Source organism: Priestia sp. FW507-14D1A (genome assembly GCF_058781295.1).
Map to the genome: position 1 here is coordinate 217,332 of NZ_JBYSWQ010000004.1, position 15,861 is coordinate 233,192.

Annotated in this window: 14 protein-coding genes; 13 read left to right on the forward strand and 1 reads right to left on the reverse strand. The window is 39.6% G+C overall.

Annotation, left to right across the window (positions count from 1 at the left end; all coding sequences use genetic code 11):
• Positions 1-11 precede the first annotated feature (11 nt).
• Positions 12-1,583, forward strand: a complete 1,572-nt coding sequence (gene pruA / locus AC3WJG_RS16730; RefSeq protein WP_102813383.1) for an L-glutamate gamma-semialdehyde dehydrogenase — start codon at positions 12-14, stop codon at positions 1,581-1,583.
• Between the two features lie 66 nt (positions 1,584-1,649).
• Here the strand turns inward: pruA and AC3WJG_RS16735 are convergent, their stop codons facing one another.
• Positions 1,650-3,311 carry a sigma-54 interaction domain-containing protein gene (locus AC3WJG_RS16735; protein WP_102813384.1) on the reverse strand — a complete coding sequence of 554 codons (1,662 nt, stop codon included), beginning with the start codon at positions 3,309-3,311 and terminating at the stop codon, positions 1,650-1,652.
• A 335-nt stretch (positions 3,312-3,646) separates the two neighbouring features.
• On the opposite strand from AC3WJG_RS16735, the gene uvrB reads away from it, so the two are divergent.
• The 12 genes from uvrB to hisG all read left to right on the forward strand — a co-directional run bounded on the left by uvrB (position 3,647) and on the right by hisG (position 15,847).
• Positions 3,647-5,626, forward strand: coding sequence for an excinuclease ABC subunit UvrB (uvrB, locus tag AC3WJG_RS16740; protein WP_013059732.1), 1,980 nt, complete (start codon positions 3,647-3,649; stop codon positions 5,624-5,626).
• A 6-nt stretch (positions 5,627-5,632) separates the two neighbouring features.
• A complete protein-coding gene (gene uvrA, locus AC3WJG_RS16745; protein ID WP_102813385.1) occupies positions 5,633-8,509 on the forward strand; it encodes an excinuclease ABC subunit UvrA in 2,877 nt (958 codons plus the stop codon).
• A gap of 87 nt (positions 8,510-8,596) precedes the next feature.
• Positions 8,597-8,908 (forward strand): hypothetical protein, encoded by a 312-nt coding sequence (locus tag AC3WJG_RS16750; RefSeq protein ID WP_013059730.1) that lies wholly within the window; start codon positions 8,597-8,599, stop codon positions 8,906-8,908.
• A 38-nt stretch (positions 8,909-8,946) separates the two neighbouring features.
• Entirely contained in the window at positions 8,947-10,038 is a 1,092-nt protein-coding gene (locus tag AC3WJG_RS16755) for a DUF4097 family beta strand repeat-containing protein (RefSeq protein WP_028409655.1), read from the forward strand.
• Between the two features lie 41 nt (positions 10,039-10,079).
• Positions 10,080-10,274 (forward strand): PspC domain-containing protein, encoded by a 195-nt coding sequence (locus AC3WJG_RS16760; protein WP_013059728.1) that lies wholly within the window; start codon positions 10,080-10,082, stop codon positions 10,272-10,274.
• A gap of 2 nt (positions 10,275-10,276) precedes the next feature.
• Complete coding sequence (locus AC3WJG_RS16765; protein ID WP_013059727.1) at positions 10,277-10,642, forward strand: phage holin family protein; 366 nt, start codon at positions 10,277-10,279, stop codon at positions 10,640-10,642.
• Positions 10,643-10,832: 190 nt separating this feature from the next.
• Positions 10,833-11,768, forward strand: coding sequence for an HPr(Ser) kinase/phosphatase (hprK, locus tag AC3WJG_RS16770; protein WP_013085404.1), 936 nt, complete (start codon positions 10,833-10,835; stop codon positions 11,766-11,768).
• Between the two features lie 16 nt (positions 11,769-11,784).
• A complete protein-coding gene (gene lgt / locus AC3WJG_RS16775; protein WP_028409654.1) occupies positions 11,785-12,618 on the forward strand; it encodes a prolipoprotein diacylglyceryl transferase in 834 nt (277 codons plus the stop codon).
• A 60-nt stretch (positions 12,619-12,678) separates the two neighbouring features.
• A complete protein-coding gene (gene ppaX / locus AC3WJG_RS16780; protein WP_028409653.1) occupies positions 12,679-13,326 on the forward strand; it encodes a pyrophosphatase PpaX in 648 nt (215 codons plus the stop codon).
• Positions 13,323-13,850: an acyltransferase gene (locus AC3WJG_RS16785; protein WP_028409652.1), complete on the forward strand. Its 528-nt coding sequence runs from the start codon at positions 13,323-13,325 to the stop codon at positions 13,848-13,850. Before ppaX ends, AC3WJG_RS16785 begins: the two co-directional genes overlap by 4 nt.
• A gap of 183 nt (positions 13,851-14,033) precedes the next feature.
• Positions 14,034-15,215, forward strand: coding sequence for an ATP phosphoribosyltransferase regulatory subunit (locus tag AC3WJG_RS16790; protein ID WP_492588417.1), 1,182 nt, complete (start codon positions 14,034-14,036; stop codon positions 15,213-15,215).
• Entirely contained in the window at positions 15,215-15,847 is a 633-nt protein-coding gene (gene hisG, locus AC3WJG_RS16795) for an ATP phosphoribosyltransferase (RefSeq protein WP_013059721.1), read from the forward strand. Before AC3WJG_RS16790 ends, hisG begins: the two co-directional genes overlap by 1 nt.
• The last annotated feature ends 14 nt before the right edge of the window (positions 15,848-15,861 follow it).

Genomic DNA, 15,861 nt, shown 5'->3' on the forward strand with positions numbered 1-15,861 from the left:
GACTGGTTGAAATGACAGTAAGTACAAAAATCTCAGTTTTTAAAAATGAACCGTTTACTGATTTTTCGTTAGAAGAGAATAAACAAGCGATGCAAGCGGCGTTAATGAAAGTGAAAAAAGAACTGGGACAAACATATCCTCTCACGATTGGAAAGGATAAAATCTCAACAGAAGAAGTGATTGTCTCTACGAACCCGGGAAAAGTAGATGAAGTGATTGGCAGAGTAAGCCGTGGCACTAAAGCTTATGCTGAGCAGGCAATGCAAGAAGCATCAGCAGCATTTCAATCATGGAAGAATGTCTCGCCTGCTGAACGTGCTGATTATTTATTCAAAGCAGCAGATCTGATGAGAAAAAGAAAGTATGAATTTTCTGCCATGCTCGTTTATGAAGTGGGGAAAAACTGGGCAGAAGCTGATGCGGATACCGCGGAAGCTATTGACTTTATGGAATTTTATGCGCGAGAAATGATTCGTTTAAGTGAAACGAATGAGCATCGGCCTTTAACGCCGGTAGAAGGTGAAACAACAGAGATGACGTATATTCCTTTAGGCGTAGGAGTAGTCATTTCACCTTTTAATTTTCCCCTTGCCATCATGGCTGGAACGACTGTAGCTGGAATTGTATCTGGAAATGCAGTTATTTTAAAGCCAGCTGATTCTGCACCGGTTATTGCTGCGAAATTTGTTCAGTTGATGGAGGAAGTCGGTCTTCCGTCTGGTGTTCTGAATTTTATCCCTGGAGATGGCATAGAAGTTGGAGAATATTTAGTCGAACATCCTCAAACTCGTTTTATTTCTTTTACGGGATCAAGAGAAGTAGGATGTCGCATTTATGAACGTGCTTCAAAAGTACAGTCTGGACAAATTTGGCTGAAACGCGTCATAGCTGAAATGGGAGGAAAAGATGGCGTTGTAGTAGATGAAACGGCAGACTTAGACGGGGCAGCGCAAGCGATCGTAGCATCTGCGTTTGGATTTCAAGGCCAAAAGTGTTCCGCTGGCTCTCGAGCGATTATTGTAGAATCTGTTTATGAAGAGGTTGCCCAAAAGGTAGCCGCATTAACAAAAGAATTAACCGTCGGACTGCCTGAAGACAACCCTTCTATGGGACCTGTTATTGATCAAAAAGCGTATGAAAAAGTATTAGCCTACATTGAAATTGGCAAAGAAGAAGGAAAGCTTATTGCCGGGGGAGCTAAAGCTCCCGGAAATGGCTACTATATAGAACCTACAGTATTCAAAGATGTGGATTCAAAAGCACGAATTATGCAAGAAGAGATTTTTGGACCGGTCCTTGCGTTGACAAAAGCAGCTAACTGGGAAGAAGCCATTGAGATTTACAATGAAACTGATTACGGTTTGACGGGAGCCTTTTTCTCTGAAAGCGAAGAGAGAATTCAAAGGGCGTTAGCTACCATGCACTGCGGTAACTTATATATTAACAAAAAATGTACAGGAGCATTAGTTGGCGTTCATCCTTTTGGCGGTTTTAATATGTCCGGAACAGACTCGAAAGCCGGAGGGTATGATTATCTTCTATTATTTACACAAGGGAAGATGACAGCGAGAAAACAGAAATAAGTTCAGTCTATAGGAAATCAAAAAATTCGACACGAAGCATCTTTAGCTTCGTGTCGAATTTTTTGATTAGTTTAGTCCGTATTCTTTGATTTTGTTGTAAAGGGTGCCGCGTGAAATGCCAAGCAAATCTGCTGCTGCACTTTTGTTTCCATAGGTTTTTTGAAGAGTCTCTTCTATTAGCCTAGCTTCTTGAAGAGAATCTTCTTCTTTTTGAACTTCTGTGAAAGAACTTGCATCCTTCAGATTGTCAGGAAGGTGCGTAAGGGTAATCAACGACTGATCACTTAGAAAAATCATTCGTTCAATCGTATTTCTCAGCTCGCGAATATTGCCTGGCCAATCGTATTGCATAAAGGCTTCGAGAACTTCAGAGCTAATGAAAGGAGCCTTCTTTTTATACTTCTTGCTGAATTCCTGTACAAATTGCTGTGTTAATGCTTCGATGTCTTCTTTATGGTCTCGAAGCGGCGGAATAATAATGTTGATGACGGTCAGTAAATAGTAAAGATTTTCATGGAATTCACCGGCTTTTAGCAACTCTTCCAAAGGCGTCGTGGTAGAGGCTACAATTCGGGTTTGAACTTGAATTTCTTCCGTGCCTCCAACGTGATAAAAGGATCGTTCTTCCAAGTAACGGAGAAACTTAACTTGAATTTCAAGAGGCATTTTATCAATTTCTTCAATAAATAACGTCCCGTTGTGAGCCTGCTCCAGTTTTCCCGCAATGGTAGTTGGATCTTCTGAAAAGACATCTTTTTGATGACCAAAGAGCTCAATTTCCAGGAGTCCCGATGGAATAGTGGCGCAATTTAAAGATAAAAAAGGTTCTTTATGTTTGGATCCACCGTAGTGGATAGCCTGAGCCAGCATTTCTTTCCCAGAACCAGGTTCTCCCGTTAATAAAATAGGCATATCTGTAGATGCCACTTTTTTGGCAATGTCAACGGCTTGCTTAATTTCAGGACTGATACCCGCGAAAGAAGAAAATGGATTATCTTTTGGGATGAGAAGAGACACATCAATTTCTTCATTTAATCTTACAATATTGGTAATGTCATGTTCAGTTGCGACTCCACCTATGACTCGATTGTTTCTTATAATAGGAGATGCATTGATGAGCACGTGAGTTTGTTCATTAGGACGATGATACGTTCCGCGTACAGGGCGCCCTTCATTTAGAATCGTATGTAGAATGATGGATTCATCTTTGAAATGCTCTCCGATTTTTCTACCCATAATATCATCTCTCTGAATCTTATACGTATGTTCCGCAGCAGTATTCCACAAGATTACATTTCCTTCATTATCGACGGCTGTCACTGCATCATTAATGGTTTCTGCCAATGTATCAAAATAGGAAGCTAATATCTCATTTTGGCTATGCAAATGTGTAATCCACTGTGAAGGTGTTACAAGTCCTATTGTGGTTTCTTGGTTTTCTGCTTGAATGAGGACTGGTCTGTTCCAGTTTGTGTTGGCTTGTAAATTGGCTAACGTAGAAGTAGAAGATGAAGGCCAATTTGTATCCGCTATTACTTTTTTTATGGACGATGCCTCGTCATGACCTGTTAACACGTATCGTTCATCTTTTTGTATTACATAAAAGGTACTTGCTGTGACTATAACGAAGTCATAGTTTGAAAGTTCAGATTTCACTTTAGCTAAAGAAGTTGATTCTTCAACTGTTATAAAGGAGTTATTTATAAGAACTTGATCAACGCTTGCCATACTAAACCCCTCTCAGTACATATTTTTTATACTGTATCATAATTTAGAAATTGGCGCAAAAGCCTATCTCTTTCAAACAATTATGCAGCTTACTTTCTTTTATTGCTTTCATCTAAAGAGTTGTATTCCCTTCGAAAAGGGTAGTATAAGAATTTAGTGGGTAATAAAGTAACAGGGTAAAAAATAAAAACAAACAAACACTATATAAGATTAATACTCATTAGTTTCATTTATGATTATAAAGTGATAAAATACGAATATCAGTTCGTGTTTTCGGTTTTTACATATCGTAATAAAAATAGATAAAACAAGAAAATGGAAACGGAGGCCTTCATTTGAAAGATCAGTTTGAATTAGTATCCCCATATCAACCGCAAGGTGATCAGCCAAAGGCAATTGAAAAGATCGTGAAAGGAATTAAAGAAGGTAAGCAGCATCAAGTTTTGCTAGGTGCTACAGGAACGGGAAAAACCTTCACCATGTCTAATGTTATTAAGGAAATAAATAAGCCGACACTAATTATGGCTCATAACAAAACGCTTGCTGGTCAATTGTACAGTGAGTTTAAAGAGTTTTTTCCTAATAATGCAGTTGAATACTTTGTCAGTTACTACGATTACTATCAGCCTGAAGCCTATGTACCTCAAACAGATACATTTATTGAAAAAGATGCAAGCATTAATGATGAAATTGATAAACTTCGTCACTCGGCAACTTCTTCTCTCTTTGAACGAAAAGATGTCATTATTATTGCCAGCGTGTCCTGTATTTATGGTTTAGGTTCTCCGGAAGAATACAAAGAAATGGTCGTATCTCTTCGAGTAGGAATGGAAAAAGAGCGTAATCAGCTGCTTCGTACGCTAGTGGATGTACAGTACGAAAGAAATGATATTGACTTTAAGCGCGGAACGTTTCGCGTTCGCGGTGATGTTGTGGAGATTTTTCCTGTATCTCGAGATGAACACTGTATTCGCGTTGAGTTTTTCGGCGATGAAATTGACCGCATTCGAGAAGTTGACGCTCTAACAGGAGAAATTATTGGAGATCGTGAACATGTAGCTATCTTCCCGGCATCTCACTTTGTCACGAGAGAAGAAAAAATGCGTGTTGCCATTCAAAATATTGAAAAAGAACTAGAAGAACAGCTAGAGAAGCTAAAAGAAGCAGGAAAGCTTTTAGAAGCGCAGCGCTTGGAGCAGCGCACGCGCTACGACCTAGAAATGATGAGAGAAATGGGCTTTTGTTCGGGAATCGAGAACTACTCTCGTCATTTAACGCTTCGTCCCGCTGGTTCTACACCTTATACACTGCTGGACTTCTTCCCGGAAGATTTCCTTCTTGTTGTGGATGAATCACACGTTACGATTCCTCAAGTTAGAGGAATGTACAATGGAGACCAAGCGCGTAAACAAGTGTTAGTAGACCATGGTTTCCGCTTGCCGTCCGCATTAGATAACCGCCCGCTTAAATTTGATGAATTTGAACAGCATATTAACCAAATTGTTCATGTTTCTGCAACACCAGGTCCTTACGAACTTGAGAAGGCACCTGATGTAATTGAACAAATTATCCGTCCAACGGGATTATTGGATCCAAATATCGAAGTTCGACCAATTGAAGGACAGATTGATGATTTAATTGGAGAAATTCACGACCGGATTAAGCGAAATGAACGAGTGCTCGTTACGACGTTAACAAAGAAAATGTCTGAGGATTTAACGAACTACTTAAAAGAAATTGGCATTAAAGTTCAATATCTTCACTCTGAGGTGAAGACGCTCGAGCGTATTGAAATTATCCGAGAGCTGCGGCTTGGAAAATATGATGTGCTCGTAGGAATTAACTTACTTCGTGAAGGTTTAGATATTCCGGAAGTTTCGTTAGTAACCATATTAGATGCGGATAAAGAAGGATTCTTGCGTTCAGAACGATCGCTTATTCAAACCATCGGACGTGCTGCGCGAAATGCTAATGGACATGTCATTATGTATGCAGATCGCATCACAAACTCCATGGATATTGCTATCAATGAGACCAAGCGTCGTAGAAGTATTCAAGAAGCTTACAATGAAGAGCATGGTATTACACCGACAACGATTCAAAAAGAAGTTCGAGGCTCAATTCGTGCAACAGTAGTAGCAGAAGATACAGAAACGTATGAAGAAGCACCGGCATTTGATAAGCTCAACAAAAAAGAAAAAGCAAAGCTCGTAGAAGAAATGGAACAAGAAATGAAAGAAGCAGCCAAAGCGCTTAACTTTGAACGCGCAGCTGAGCTTCGTGACTTGATTCTAGAATTAAAAGCGGAAGGGTGATAAAACATGGCGATGGAAAAAATCGTGGTAAAAGGTGCACGAGCCCACAATTTGAAAAATATCGATATTGAAATCCCGCGAGACAAATTAGTGGTATTAACAGGGTTATCAGGTTCTGGTAAATCTTCTTTGGCTTTCGATACAATCTATGCAGAAGGACAAAGACGTTATGTCGAGTCGCTTTCGGCATATGCAAGACAGTTTTTAGGTCAAATGGATAAGCCCGATGTAGATTCAATCGAAGGATTGTCGCCTGCTATTTCAATCGATCAAAAAACAACGAGCCGAAACCCTCGTTCAACCGTCGGAACTGTGACCGAAATCTATGACTATTTGCGCCTTTTGTTTGCTCGTGTAGGAAAGCCGATTTGTCCTAATCATGGAATTGAAATTACATCTCAAACGATTGAGCAAATGGTAGATAGAATTTTAGAGTACCCTGAACGCACAAAACTTCAAGTACTGGCACCTGTGGTATCTGGAAGAAAAGGTACCCACGTAAAAGTGTTAGAAGATATTAAAAAGGAAGGGTACGTTCGCATTCGAGTAGACGGAGAAATGCGTGAAATAACAGAAGAAATTGAACTGGAAAAAAACAAAAAGCATTCCATTGAAGTAGTGATTGATCGCGTTGTTGTAAAAGAAGGTGTAGCCGCTCGTTTGTCGGACTCTTTGGAATCAGCTCTTCGCCTTGGAGAAGGGAAAGTAATTATTGATGTGATAGGTGAAGAAGAACTGCTTTTTAGTGAGCATCATGCTTGTCCAAAATGTGGTTTCTCCATTGGAGAACTTGAGCCCCGCATGTTTTCATTTAATAGTCCGTACGGGGCGTGTCCAACGTGTGACGGGTTAGGAACGAAATTGGAAGTGGATAAAGATTTAGTTATTCCTAACTATGACTTAACGCTTCGTCAGCACGCAATTGCACCTTGGGAGCCAACAAGTTCTCAATACTATCCGCAGCTGCTTGAAGCCATATGTACACATTACGGCATCGACATGGACGTGCCGGTGCGAGATATCCCGGAACATTTATTTGATAAAGTATTATATGGCAGCGGTAAAGAAAAAATTTACTTTCGCTATGAAAATGATTTTGGCCAAGTAAGAGAAAATCATATCGAATTTGAAGGCGTGCTTCGGAACGTAGAGCGCCGTTATCATGAAACAAGTTCAGATTATATCCGTGAGCAAATGGAAAAGTACATGGCTCAGCAAGCTTGTCCAAAATGTAAAGGAAATCGTTTAAAACGCGAAAGCTTAGCGGTGCTTATTGACGAAAAGCATATAGGAGATACAACCCGCTTCTCAGTAAAAGAAGCATATGATTTTTTTGAAAGTCTCAGCCTATCTGAAAAAGACATGAAGATTGCAGATATGATACTGCGTGAAATTCGTGAGCGTCTAAGCTTTCTCATTAACGTGGGGCTTGATTACTTAACATTAAACCGTTCTGCTGGAACTCTCTCAGGAGGAGAAGCACAGCGGATCCGTTTAGCTACTCAAATTGGTTCTCGTTTGACGGGGGTTCTTTATATTTTAGATGAACCTTCTATCGGTCTTCATCAGCGTGACAATGATCGCTTAATTCGCACGATGCAAGATATGCGCGATATTGGAAATACGTTGATTGTTGTAGAACATGACGAAGATACGATGATGGCAGCTGATTATTTAATTGATATCGGACCAGGAGCCGGCGTACACGGGGGGGCTGTTGTTTCTCAAGGCACGCCTCAGGAAGTGATGGAAGATGAAAACTCTTTAACGGGTCAATATCTATCAGGAGAGAAGTTTATTCCTCTTCCAGCGGAAAGACGGTCAATAGATAAAGATCGGATGATTGAAATTATAGGAGCAAAAGAGAACAATTTAAAAAACGTAAAAGCAAAGCTTCCGTTAGGTATGTTCACGGCTGTTACAGGTGTATCTGGATCAGGTAAGAGTACGCTCGTAAATGATATCCTTCATAAATCATTGGCGCAAAAGCTGCATAAAGCAAAAAGCAAAGCAGGAGAACATAAAGAAATCAAAGGTATTGAACACTTAGATAAAGTCATTGATATTGATCAGTCTCCCATAGGCCGTACGCCTCGTTCGAACCCTGCAACGTATACAGGTGTATTCGATGACATTCGAGATGTATTTGCCCAAACAAACGAAGCAAAGGTGCGCGGATATAAAAAAGGCCGTTTTAGCTTTAACGTGAAAGGCGGCCGCTGTGAAGCTTGTCGAGGAGACGGTATTATCAAAATTGAAATGCATTTCTTGCCAGATGTATACGTCCCTTGTGAAGTCTGCCACGGCAAACGATATAACCGTGAAACTTTAGAAGTGAAATACAAAGATCAAAACATTTCAGATGTGTTGGATATGACAGTTGAAGATGCGCTTCACTTCTTTGAAAACATTCCAAAGATTAAGCGGAAGCTGCAGACAATTTACGATGTAGGACTTGGCTATATCACGCTTGGACAGCCGGCTACTACTTTATCCGGTGGAGAGGCACAGCGTGTAAAGTTAGCTTCAGAGCTTCACCGCCGCTCAACAGGAAGAACGCTGTACATTTTAGACGAACCGACTACCGGTCTTCATGTCGATGATATTGCACGATTATTAAAAGTGCTCCAGCGTTTAGTTGAAAATGGAGATACGGTTCTAGTGATCGAACATAATTTAGACGTTATCAAAGCTGCTGATTACCTTCTTGATTTAGGGCCTGAAGGTGGAGATAAAGGCGGACAAATTGTGGCTACGGGTACGCCAGAAGAAGTGGCAAACGTAAAAGAATCCTATACGGGTCATTATTTGAAGCCAATTTTAGAACGTGACCGTAAGCGTATGGAGAAAAAAGTTGAAAAAGCAGAGGCATTAACTCGTTAAAAGACACCAGCATTGGTGTCTTTTTTATAAAGAATGAAACTTTTTAACTCATTAAAACGTAATACATGATATAAGGAGCTGATTATTATGGAAGGAAATCGCATACTATCTTCCTTAAATTATTTTAGCGTTTTCTTTGCACCATTTTTATTACCTATTATTATTTATTTTGTTGTTCATAACATAGAAGTAAAGAAACATGCAAAAACTGCATTTTTGTCACATTTATTACCTATCGCTACAGCGATCTTGTTCTTATTTTTCTTGCTTCCTGCTCTTACTGGCTCTAGTGGAACGGTATTTATTCTTTTAATTGTAGCTTTAGTTGTTGTTTCTTTAGTTAATGTTGTTGTGTTTGTATGGAATATTGTAAAAGGGATACAAATATTAAGCAGATAAAAGTTAAATGACTAAAACGTAAAGAGGAGATGGAACGTATGAGTGAAAAGCGCAAACAAATTTTACAGATGGTAGAAGAAGGGAAACTTAGCGTAGATGAGGCTTTAACTTTGCTAAATTCACTGGAAAAAGACTCAGCTAATGATTCTTCCTATGCTACGCCTGATAAAGCTGAGCTATCCCCTTATGTAGGAGGAAAACAGAAAAAAACGTACGCTTCTAAGTCATCTCAAAGCTCTTTAAAGGAAAAATTATTTACATTTGTAGATCAAACAGTAAAAAAAGTAAAAGAAGGAGATTTAGATTTTAACTTTGGTCCTTCGATTGACGTTCAGCACATCTTTCAACAATCAGAAGCATATATTCAAGAGATTGACGTAGATTTAGCAAATGGAAGCGTTCAACTCCGACCTTGGGGAAGTACAGAAGTACGAATAGAGTGTGAAGCTGCTATCTACAAAGTAGAGAATTCGGATGAAGCGCGCCGCACTTTCTTGCAGCATACGGCATTTTCTATCGAAAATGGCAAATTGCGCTTTGCAATTCAGCAAAAGCAAATGAAGGTGAAAGCGATTATTTATATTCCAGAAATGGAATATGAACGCGTCAAGCTCCGTATGTTTAATGGTTCAATCGATGGGGAAAGACTAAGCGTACGAGACCTGAAAGCCAAAACAGCTAATGGTACCATCCGCTTTTACGATGTGAACAGCCATTCTCTTGAAATGGAGACATCAAACGGGCATATGGAACTTTCTCGAATACTCGCTTCGAAATGTGAGCTTGAAACAATCAATGGAACGGTTAAATTTGATGGAGATACAAAAAAGATTGATGTTCAGACATTTAACGGAGATATTGATACGTATTTAAAAGGAGAGCGCATTGAAAAAGCATTTTTCAAAACGACTACAGGAAGCATTACGCTCTATACGCCGCCTCACCTCTCCGTTGATGGAGATTTGAAATCTAACTTTGGGAATTTTACGTGTACACTTCCTGAGATGGAAATAGTAGATGAGAAAAAAGAAACGGTGATAAAACAACTTCGTTTCAAAGCAAATGTCGCTTCGCCGAAAGGCTATAAATTGTTAGCTGAATCCAAAACGGGCTCAATTGTTATAAAATAGAAAACGCTTGTTTTAGTAAAAAAACAAAGGAGATGATTAACGTGCGAAAGTTGTATCGTTCGCGAACAAATCGCAAGCTTGCGGGTGTTATCGGCGGTATTTCTCAGTATATCGGAATAGATGCTTCACTACTCCGCGTATTGTTTATCATCAGTTTATTTTTTACAGTAGGTACTCCGGTCATTTTATATATGATTTTTGTGTTTTTAGTTCCAAATGAAGAAGGAGATTTCTAAAGATGTTATTGCGTGGAATCATTAGTATTTTAATCAATGCCCTCGTATTAATCGTAATTGCAGGTTATATCGACACTTTCCACTTGGAATCAGTCAGTGCAGCTATTATCGCCAGCTTGATTCTATCTATTTTGAACGTGTTTGTTAAGCCAATTTTAATTTTACTTACCCTGCCGGTGACATTTCTTACGCTTGGGCTGTTTTTATTCGTCATTAATGCCATTACGCTGATGATTACACAAAGTGTTATGGGAGATTCTTTTAATATTGACGGGTTTGGTACAGCACTTTTAGCCTCAGTAATTATGTCGCTTTTAAATGCGCTTATTCAACGAGTGATTGTTGAACCGCTTCAAAATAGAAGATAACTTTCTTGTAATATTTAATTTTCTGAAAAAGATGGCAAGGCGATGCAGCCTATGCCATCTTTTTTTCTTTTCTTTCTGTATTAATGATAAAATAAAATGGCTAGTAGAACCAAACGCGACATAAAAGCGAGAGTTGGATATACTGTAGACATGAACAGATATATGACTGTTCATAAAAGGAGGATGCATGGTGGTTAAAGTACGTACAAAAGACATCATTGAGAAATTTAAATTAGAGCTTATTAGCGGAGAAGAAGGAATCGACCGCCCTATTTCAACAAGTGATATTTCACGTCCAGGTATTGAAATGGCAGGTTATTTTACATATTACCCAGCAGAACGTATCCAGCTGTTAGGTAAAACAGAACTATCATTTTTTAAACAATTAGATGATGAACAAAAAAAAGTTCGAATGGAAAAGATGTGTACAGATATCACGCCGGCTATCATTGTTTCGCGCGAAATGGATGTACCGAAAGAACTTATCGAAGCTTCAGAGCGTGAATCAGTTCCTGTGCTGCGTTCAAGCTTTAAAACAACGCGACTTTCCAGCCATTTAACGAATTTTCTTGAAAGCCGGCTAGCACCTACTACCGCCATGCACGGCGTATTAGTTGATATATACGGAATTGGTGTATTAATCATGGGGAAAAGCGGCGTTGGTAAAAGTGAAACAGCTCTAGAGCTTGTTAAGAGGGGACATCGTCTAGTAGCCGATGACTGTGTGGAAATCCGTCAAGAAGATCAAGACACGCTTGTAGGAAATGCGCCTGGTTTAATCGAGCATTTGCTTGAAATTCGAGGACTAGGGATCATCAATGTGATGACGCTATTCGGCGCAGGAGCTGTACGAAGCTATAAGCGAATTTCACTTGTTATTCAGTTAGAGACATGGGATCAGCAGAAACATTATGATCGCCTTGGTTTAGAAGAAGATAAAATGAAAATTATTGATACGGACGTTACAAAAATTACATTGCCAGTACGTCCGGGACGAAACTTAGCTGTTATCATTGAAGTGGCGGCAATGAACTTCCGCTTAAAGCGTATGGGTATTAATGCAGCAGAACAATTTTCCGCACGTCTAACAGATGTAATTGAAGAAGGAGATCGTGAAGATTTATAAGAAAGGGTGTTAACTTGTGGAAGCAACTATTCAGCCGTTAGATCGCGTGTTCCTTGAAATTGGCCCTCTAACGGTCTACTGGTACGGCGTAATTATCGGTGTAGGTGTTCTATTAGGTCTTTATATTGCGACAAGAGAAAGCGTAAGAAGAGGCTTATCAAAAGATACATTTGTTGATCTCATCTTATTTGCTGTGCCAATAGCTATTATTTGTGCACGAATTTATTATGTATCCTTTGAATGGGGATACTATTCAAAGCATTTAAATGAAATACCTCAGATTTGGCAAGGTGGGATTGCCATTCATGGTGGCTTAATCGGAGGCGTATTAACTGCCATTGTATATTCGAAAGTAAAAAAGATTTCATTTTGGAAGTTGGCTGATATTGCTGCGCCTAGTTTAATCCTTGGCCAAGCCATTGGGCGCTGGGGCAACTTTATGAATCAAGAGGCACACGGGGGGCCGGTTACCCGTGCTTTTTTAGAAGGGTTGCACCTTCCAAATTTTATTATTAACCAAATGTATATTAACGGTACATATTACCATCCTACGTTTTTATACGAATCATTATGGGATTTTGCAGGATTTATCCTGTTGATGGTACTTCGCCGCACCAGTCTGCGAAAAGGAGAAATTTTCTTATCTTATTTAATCTGGTACTCAGTTGGCCGCTTCTTTGTAGAAGGGCTTCGCACGGATAGTTTAATGCTGACGCATACACTCAGAATCGCTCAAGTTGTTTCACTTGTACTGATTGTAATAGCCATTATTTTAATTATTGTCCGCCGCGTGACGGGAATGAGTAAACAGAAATACTTAGAGAATGAAGAAGCACAATCTAAGGCGTAAATGAAGAAAAGCTACAAGACTTATACAAACTTGATTTGACGCAAGGGAAGGAAATGAATAATGACGATTAATACGGTTTTGTTTGATTTAGACGGTACGTTAATTGATACCAATGAATTAATTATTGCCTCGTTTACTCATACGCTTAATCACTATTATCCTGAACAATATACTCGCGAAGATATTTTACAGTTTATGGGACCTCCTTTATACGACACGTTTGTAGAAATGGATAAAACGAAAGTAAACGAAATGATTGAGATGTATCGCACGCATAATCTAGCTAATCATGATTTGCTTGTTAAAGAATTTGAAGGCGTACTTGAAACAGTTAAATGGCTGCACGAGCAGAATTATAAATTAGGTATTGTCACAACAAAGCAAAGAAATACGGTCATGATGGGGCTTAAGTTAACAAAGTTAGACCAGTTCTTTGATACGATTGTCGCAATTGAAGACGTCACAAATGCAAAGCCGCATCCTGAGCCAGTAGAAAAAGCGCTGAAGCTGCTTAATGCTAAACCTGAAGAAGCGCTGATGGTGGGAGATAACCATCACGACATCGTTTCTGGCCAAAGAGCTTATACGAAAACAGCTGGAGTTGCTTGGAGTGCAAAAGGAAGAGATCATATCGCTTCTTATAATCCTGATATTATTTTAGAGAATATGACGGATTTAATTGATATATTAAAAGGAGAACGTCAGTGAGAAAAACGACGCGCTATCCGGTTAAAGGAGCTAATTCCCTTTGGCATGTCTATAAGACCGTGCCTTTTTGGAAAGTAGTGCGCAACTTCCTAATCATTCAATGCGCTCGCTATACGCCTTTTCTTTCGATGAAAAACTGGCTGTATAAAACGTGCTTAGGGATGAAAGTAGGACCTCAAACATCCTTTGCCCTTATGGTAATGCTCGATATTATGTTTCCTGAAAAAATACAAGTAGGACGCAATACGGTTATCGGATACAATACAACTATTCTCGCTCATGAATATCTGATAACGGAATATCGTCTTGGAGATGTCATCATTGGGGATGAAGTGATGATTGGAGCAAATAGCACCATCCTTCCAGGTGTAACAATCGGCAATGAAGCGGTTGTAGCGGCTGGAACGGTGGTTCATAAAGATGTAGCACCCGGTTTCTTTGTTGGAGGTAACCCTATGCGTGTCATCTATACAAAAGAAGAAATGGAAAAGCGCAGGGAAGCAGAACCTAAAGCCACAACTTAGCAAGAACTAAGCTGTGGCTTTTTTTGTAAATTTGAACAGCTGGCGGTTGACGGCTGACTTTATCGGGTGTAAACTATCAATAACTTTAATTTGTTATTTCGCTAATACATTAGTGTGATAAAGTAAAAACAACCTATCAATGGTTCCTTAATAGATAAAATCAAGCCTAAAGGACGTGTCGGAATGTCAAAGTTATTTATGTTTGAAAAACCCCTTGGAATGAGAGATACCCTGCCAGCTCTTTTTGAAAGAAAAAAACAAGTTCGCAATCAGCTGGCAGATGAAATCAGCAGCTGGGGCTATCAATATATGGCAACGCCTACTGTGGAATATTACGAGACGGTAGGAAGCGCATCAGCTATTTTAGATCAACAATTGTTTAAACTTTTAGATAAAGAAGGGCATACGCTTGTGCTGCGACCGGATGTAACAACGCCATTTGCACGTGTGGCCGCTTCAAAACTTTTAAATAATTCTCCTTTGCGCTTAGCTTATGAAGCAAATGTATTCCGAGCTCAGCAGCGTGAGGGCGGCCGCCCGGCGGAGTTTGAGCAAATAGGCGTGGAGCTAATTGGAGATGCTACGATGAGCAGCGATGCTGAAGTGATTGCTCTCATGATCGGCGCATTAAAAAGAGCGGGACTTAAATCATTTAAAGTGGCAATTGGCCACATCGGGTTTGTTAATTCACTTTTTTTAGAAATTGTCGGAAATGAAGAACGTGCTAACGTGCTTCGCCGCTTTTTATATGAGAAAAATTACGTGGGGTATCGTAATCATGTAAAAGATTTGAATCTATCTTCTATTGATAAACAGCGTCTCCTTCAGCTGCTTAACCTGCGCGGAGATGAAAAGAAGATTGAAGAAGCGGTTGAACTAGTTGAAAACGAAGGTGGCAAAAAAGCAGCCGGTGATTTGAAAAAGCTATGGAACATGCTTGATGCATACGGTGTAACGGATGAAATTAAAATTGATTTTAACTTAGTCAGTCATATGAGCTATTACACAGGTATTTTATTTGAAGTCTTTGCTGAAAACGTTGGTTTCCATATCGGTAATGGAGGACGTTATGACCAGCTTCTTGAAAAATTCGCGTCTAAAACACCAGCTACAGGATTTGGAATTCAGCTCGACCGCTTAATTGAAGCGCTGGGCGAAGAAGTATATGAGCCTTCAGCAGTATACGGCATATTATATAGCCAGGAGCGTTTAGATGAGGCATTAGCTTTAGCTGCTGAACAGCGCAAGCAAGGATACCGGGTAGTGACTCAGGAAATTGCAGGCGTTGATGATGTTGATGTATTTACTTCACAGTTTGAAGAAGTCACGTTTCTAATTGGAAAACGAGGCAAGGGGGGACAATAATGAGTGAACTATTAACAATTGCAATGCCAAAAGGACGTATTTTTGAAGAAGCAGCTGAACTTTTGCGTCAAGCAGACTTTCAATTGCCGCCAGAATTTGACGATTCGCGCAAGCTGATTGTAGACATTCCTGAAGAGAACATGCGCTTTATTTTAGCAAAACCAATGGACGTTACTACTTATGTAGAATACGGAGTAGCAGATCTTGGTATTGCAGGTAAAGACGTAATGTTAGAAGAAGAAAGAGATGTCTATGAGCTGTTGGATTTAAATATTAGTAAATGTCATCTGGCCGTTGCCGGTTTGCCTAATGCTAAAAAATCAGAAATTGCTCAAAAAGTGGCAACCAAATATCCAAATGTAGCATCTACTTATTTCAGGGAGCAAGGAGAGCAAGTAGAAATTATTAAATTGAATGGTTCCATTGAATTAGCGCCTTTAATCGGCCTGGCTGATCGGATCGTTGATATTGTATCAACAGGACAAACACTAAAAGAGAACGGACTTGTTGAATTAGAGCACATTGAAGATATTACATCGCGTTTGATTGTGAACCCTGTGAGCTATCGTTTAAAAGACGAACGAATTGATGATTTAGTGAATCGTTTAGCCCAAGTGGTTCAACCTGTATAAAAGAGGTGACATAC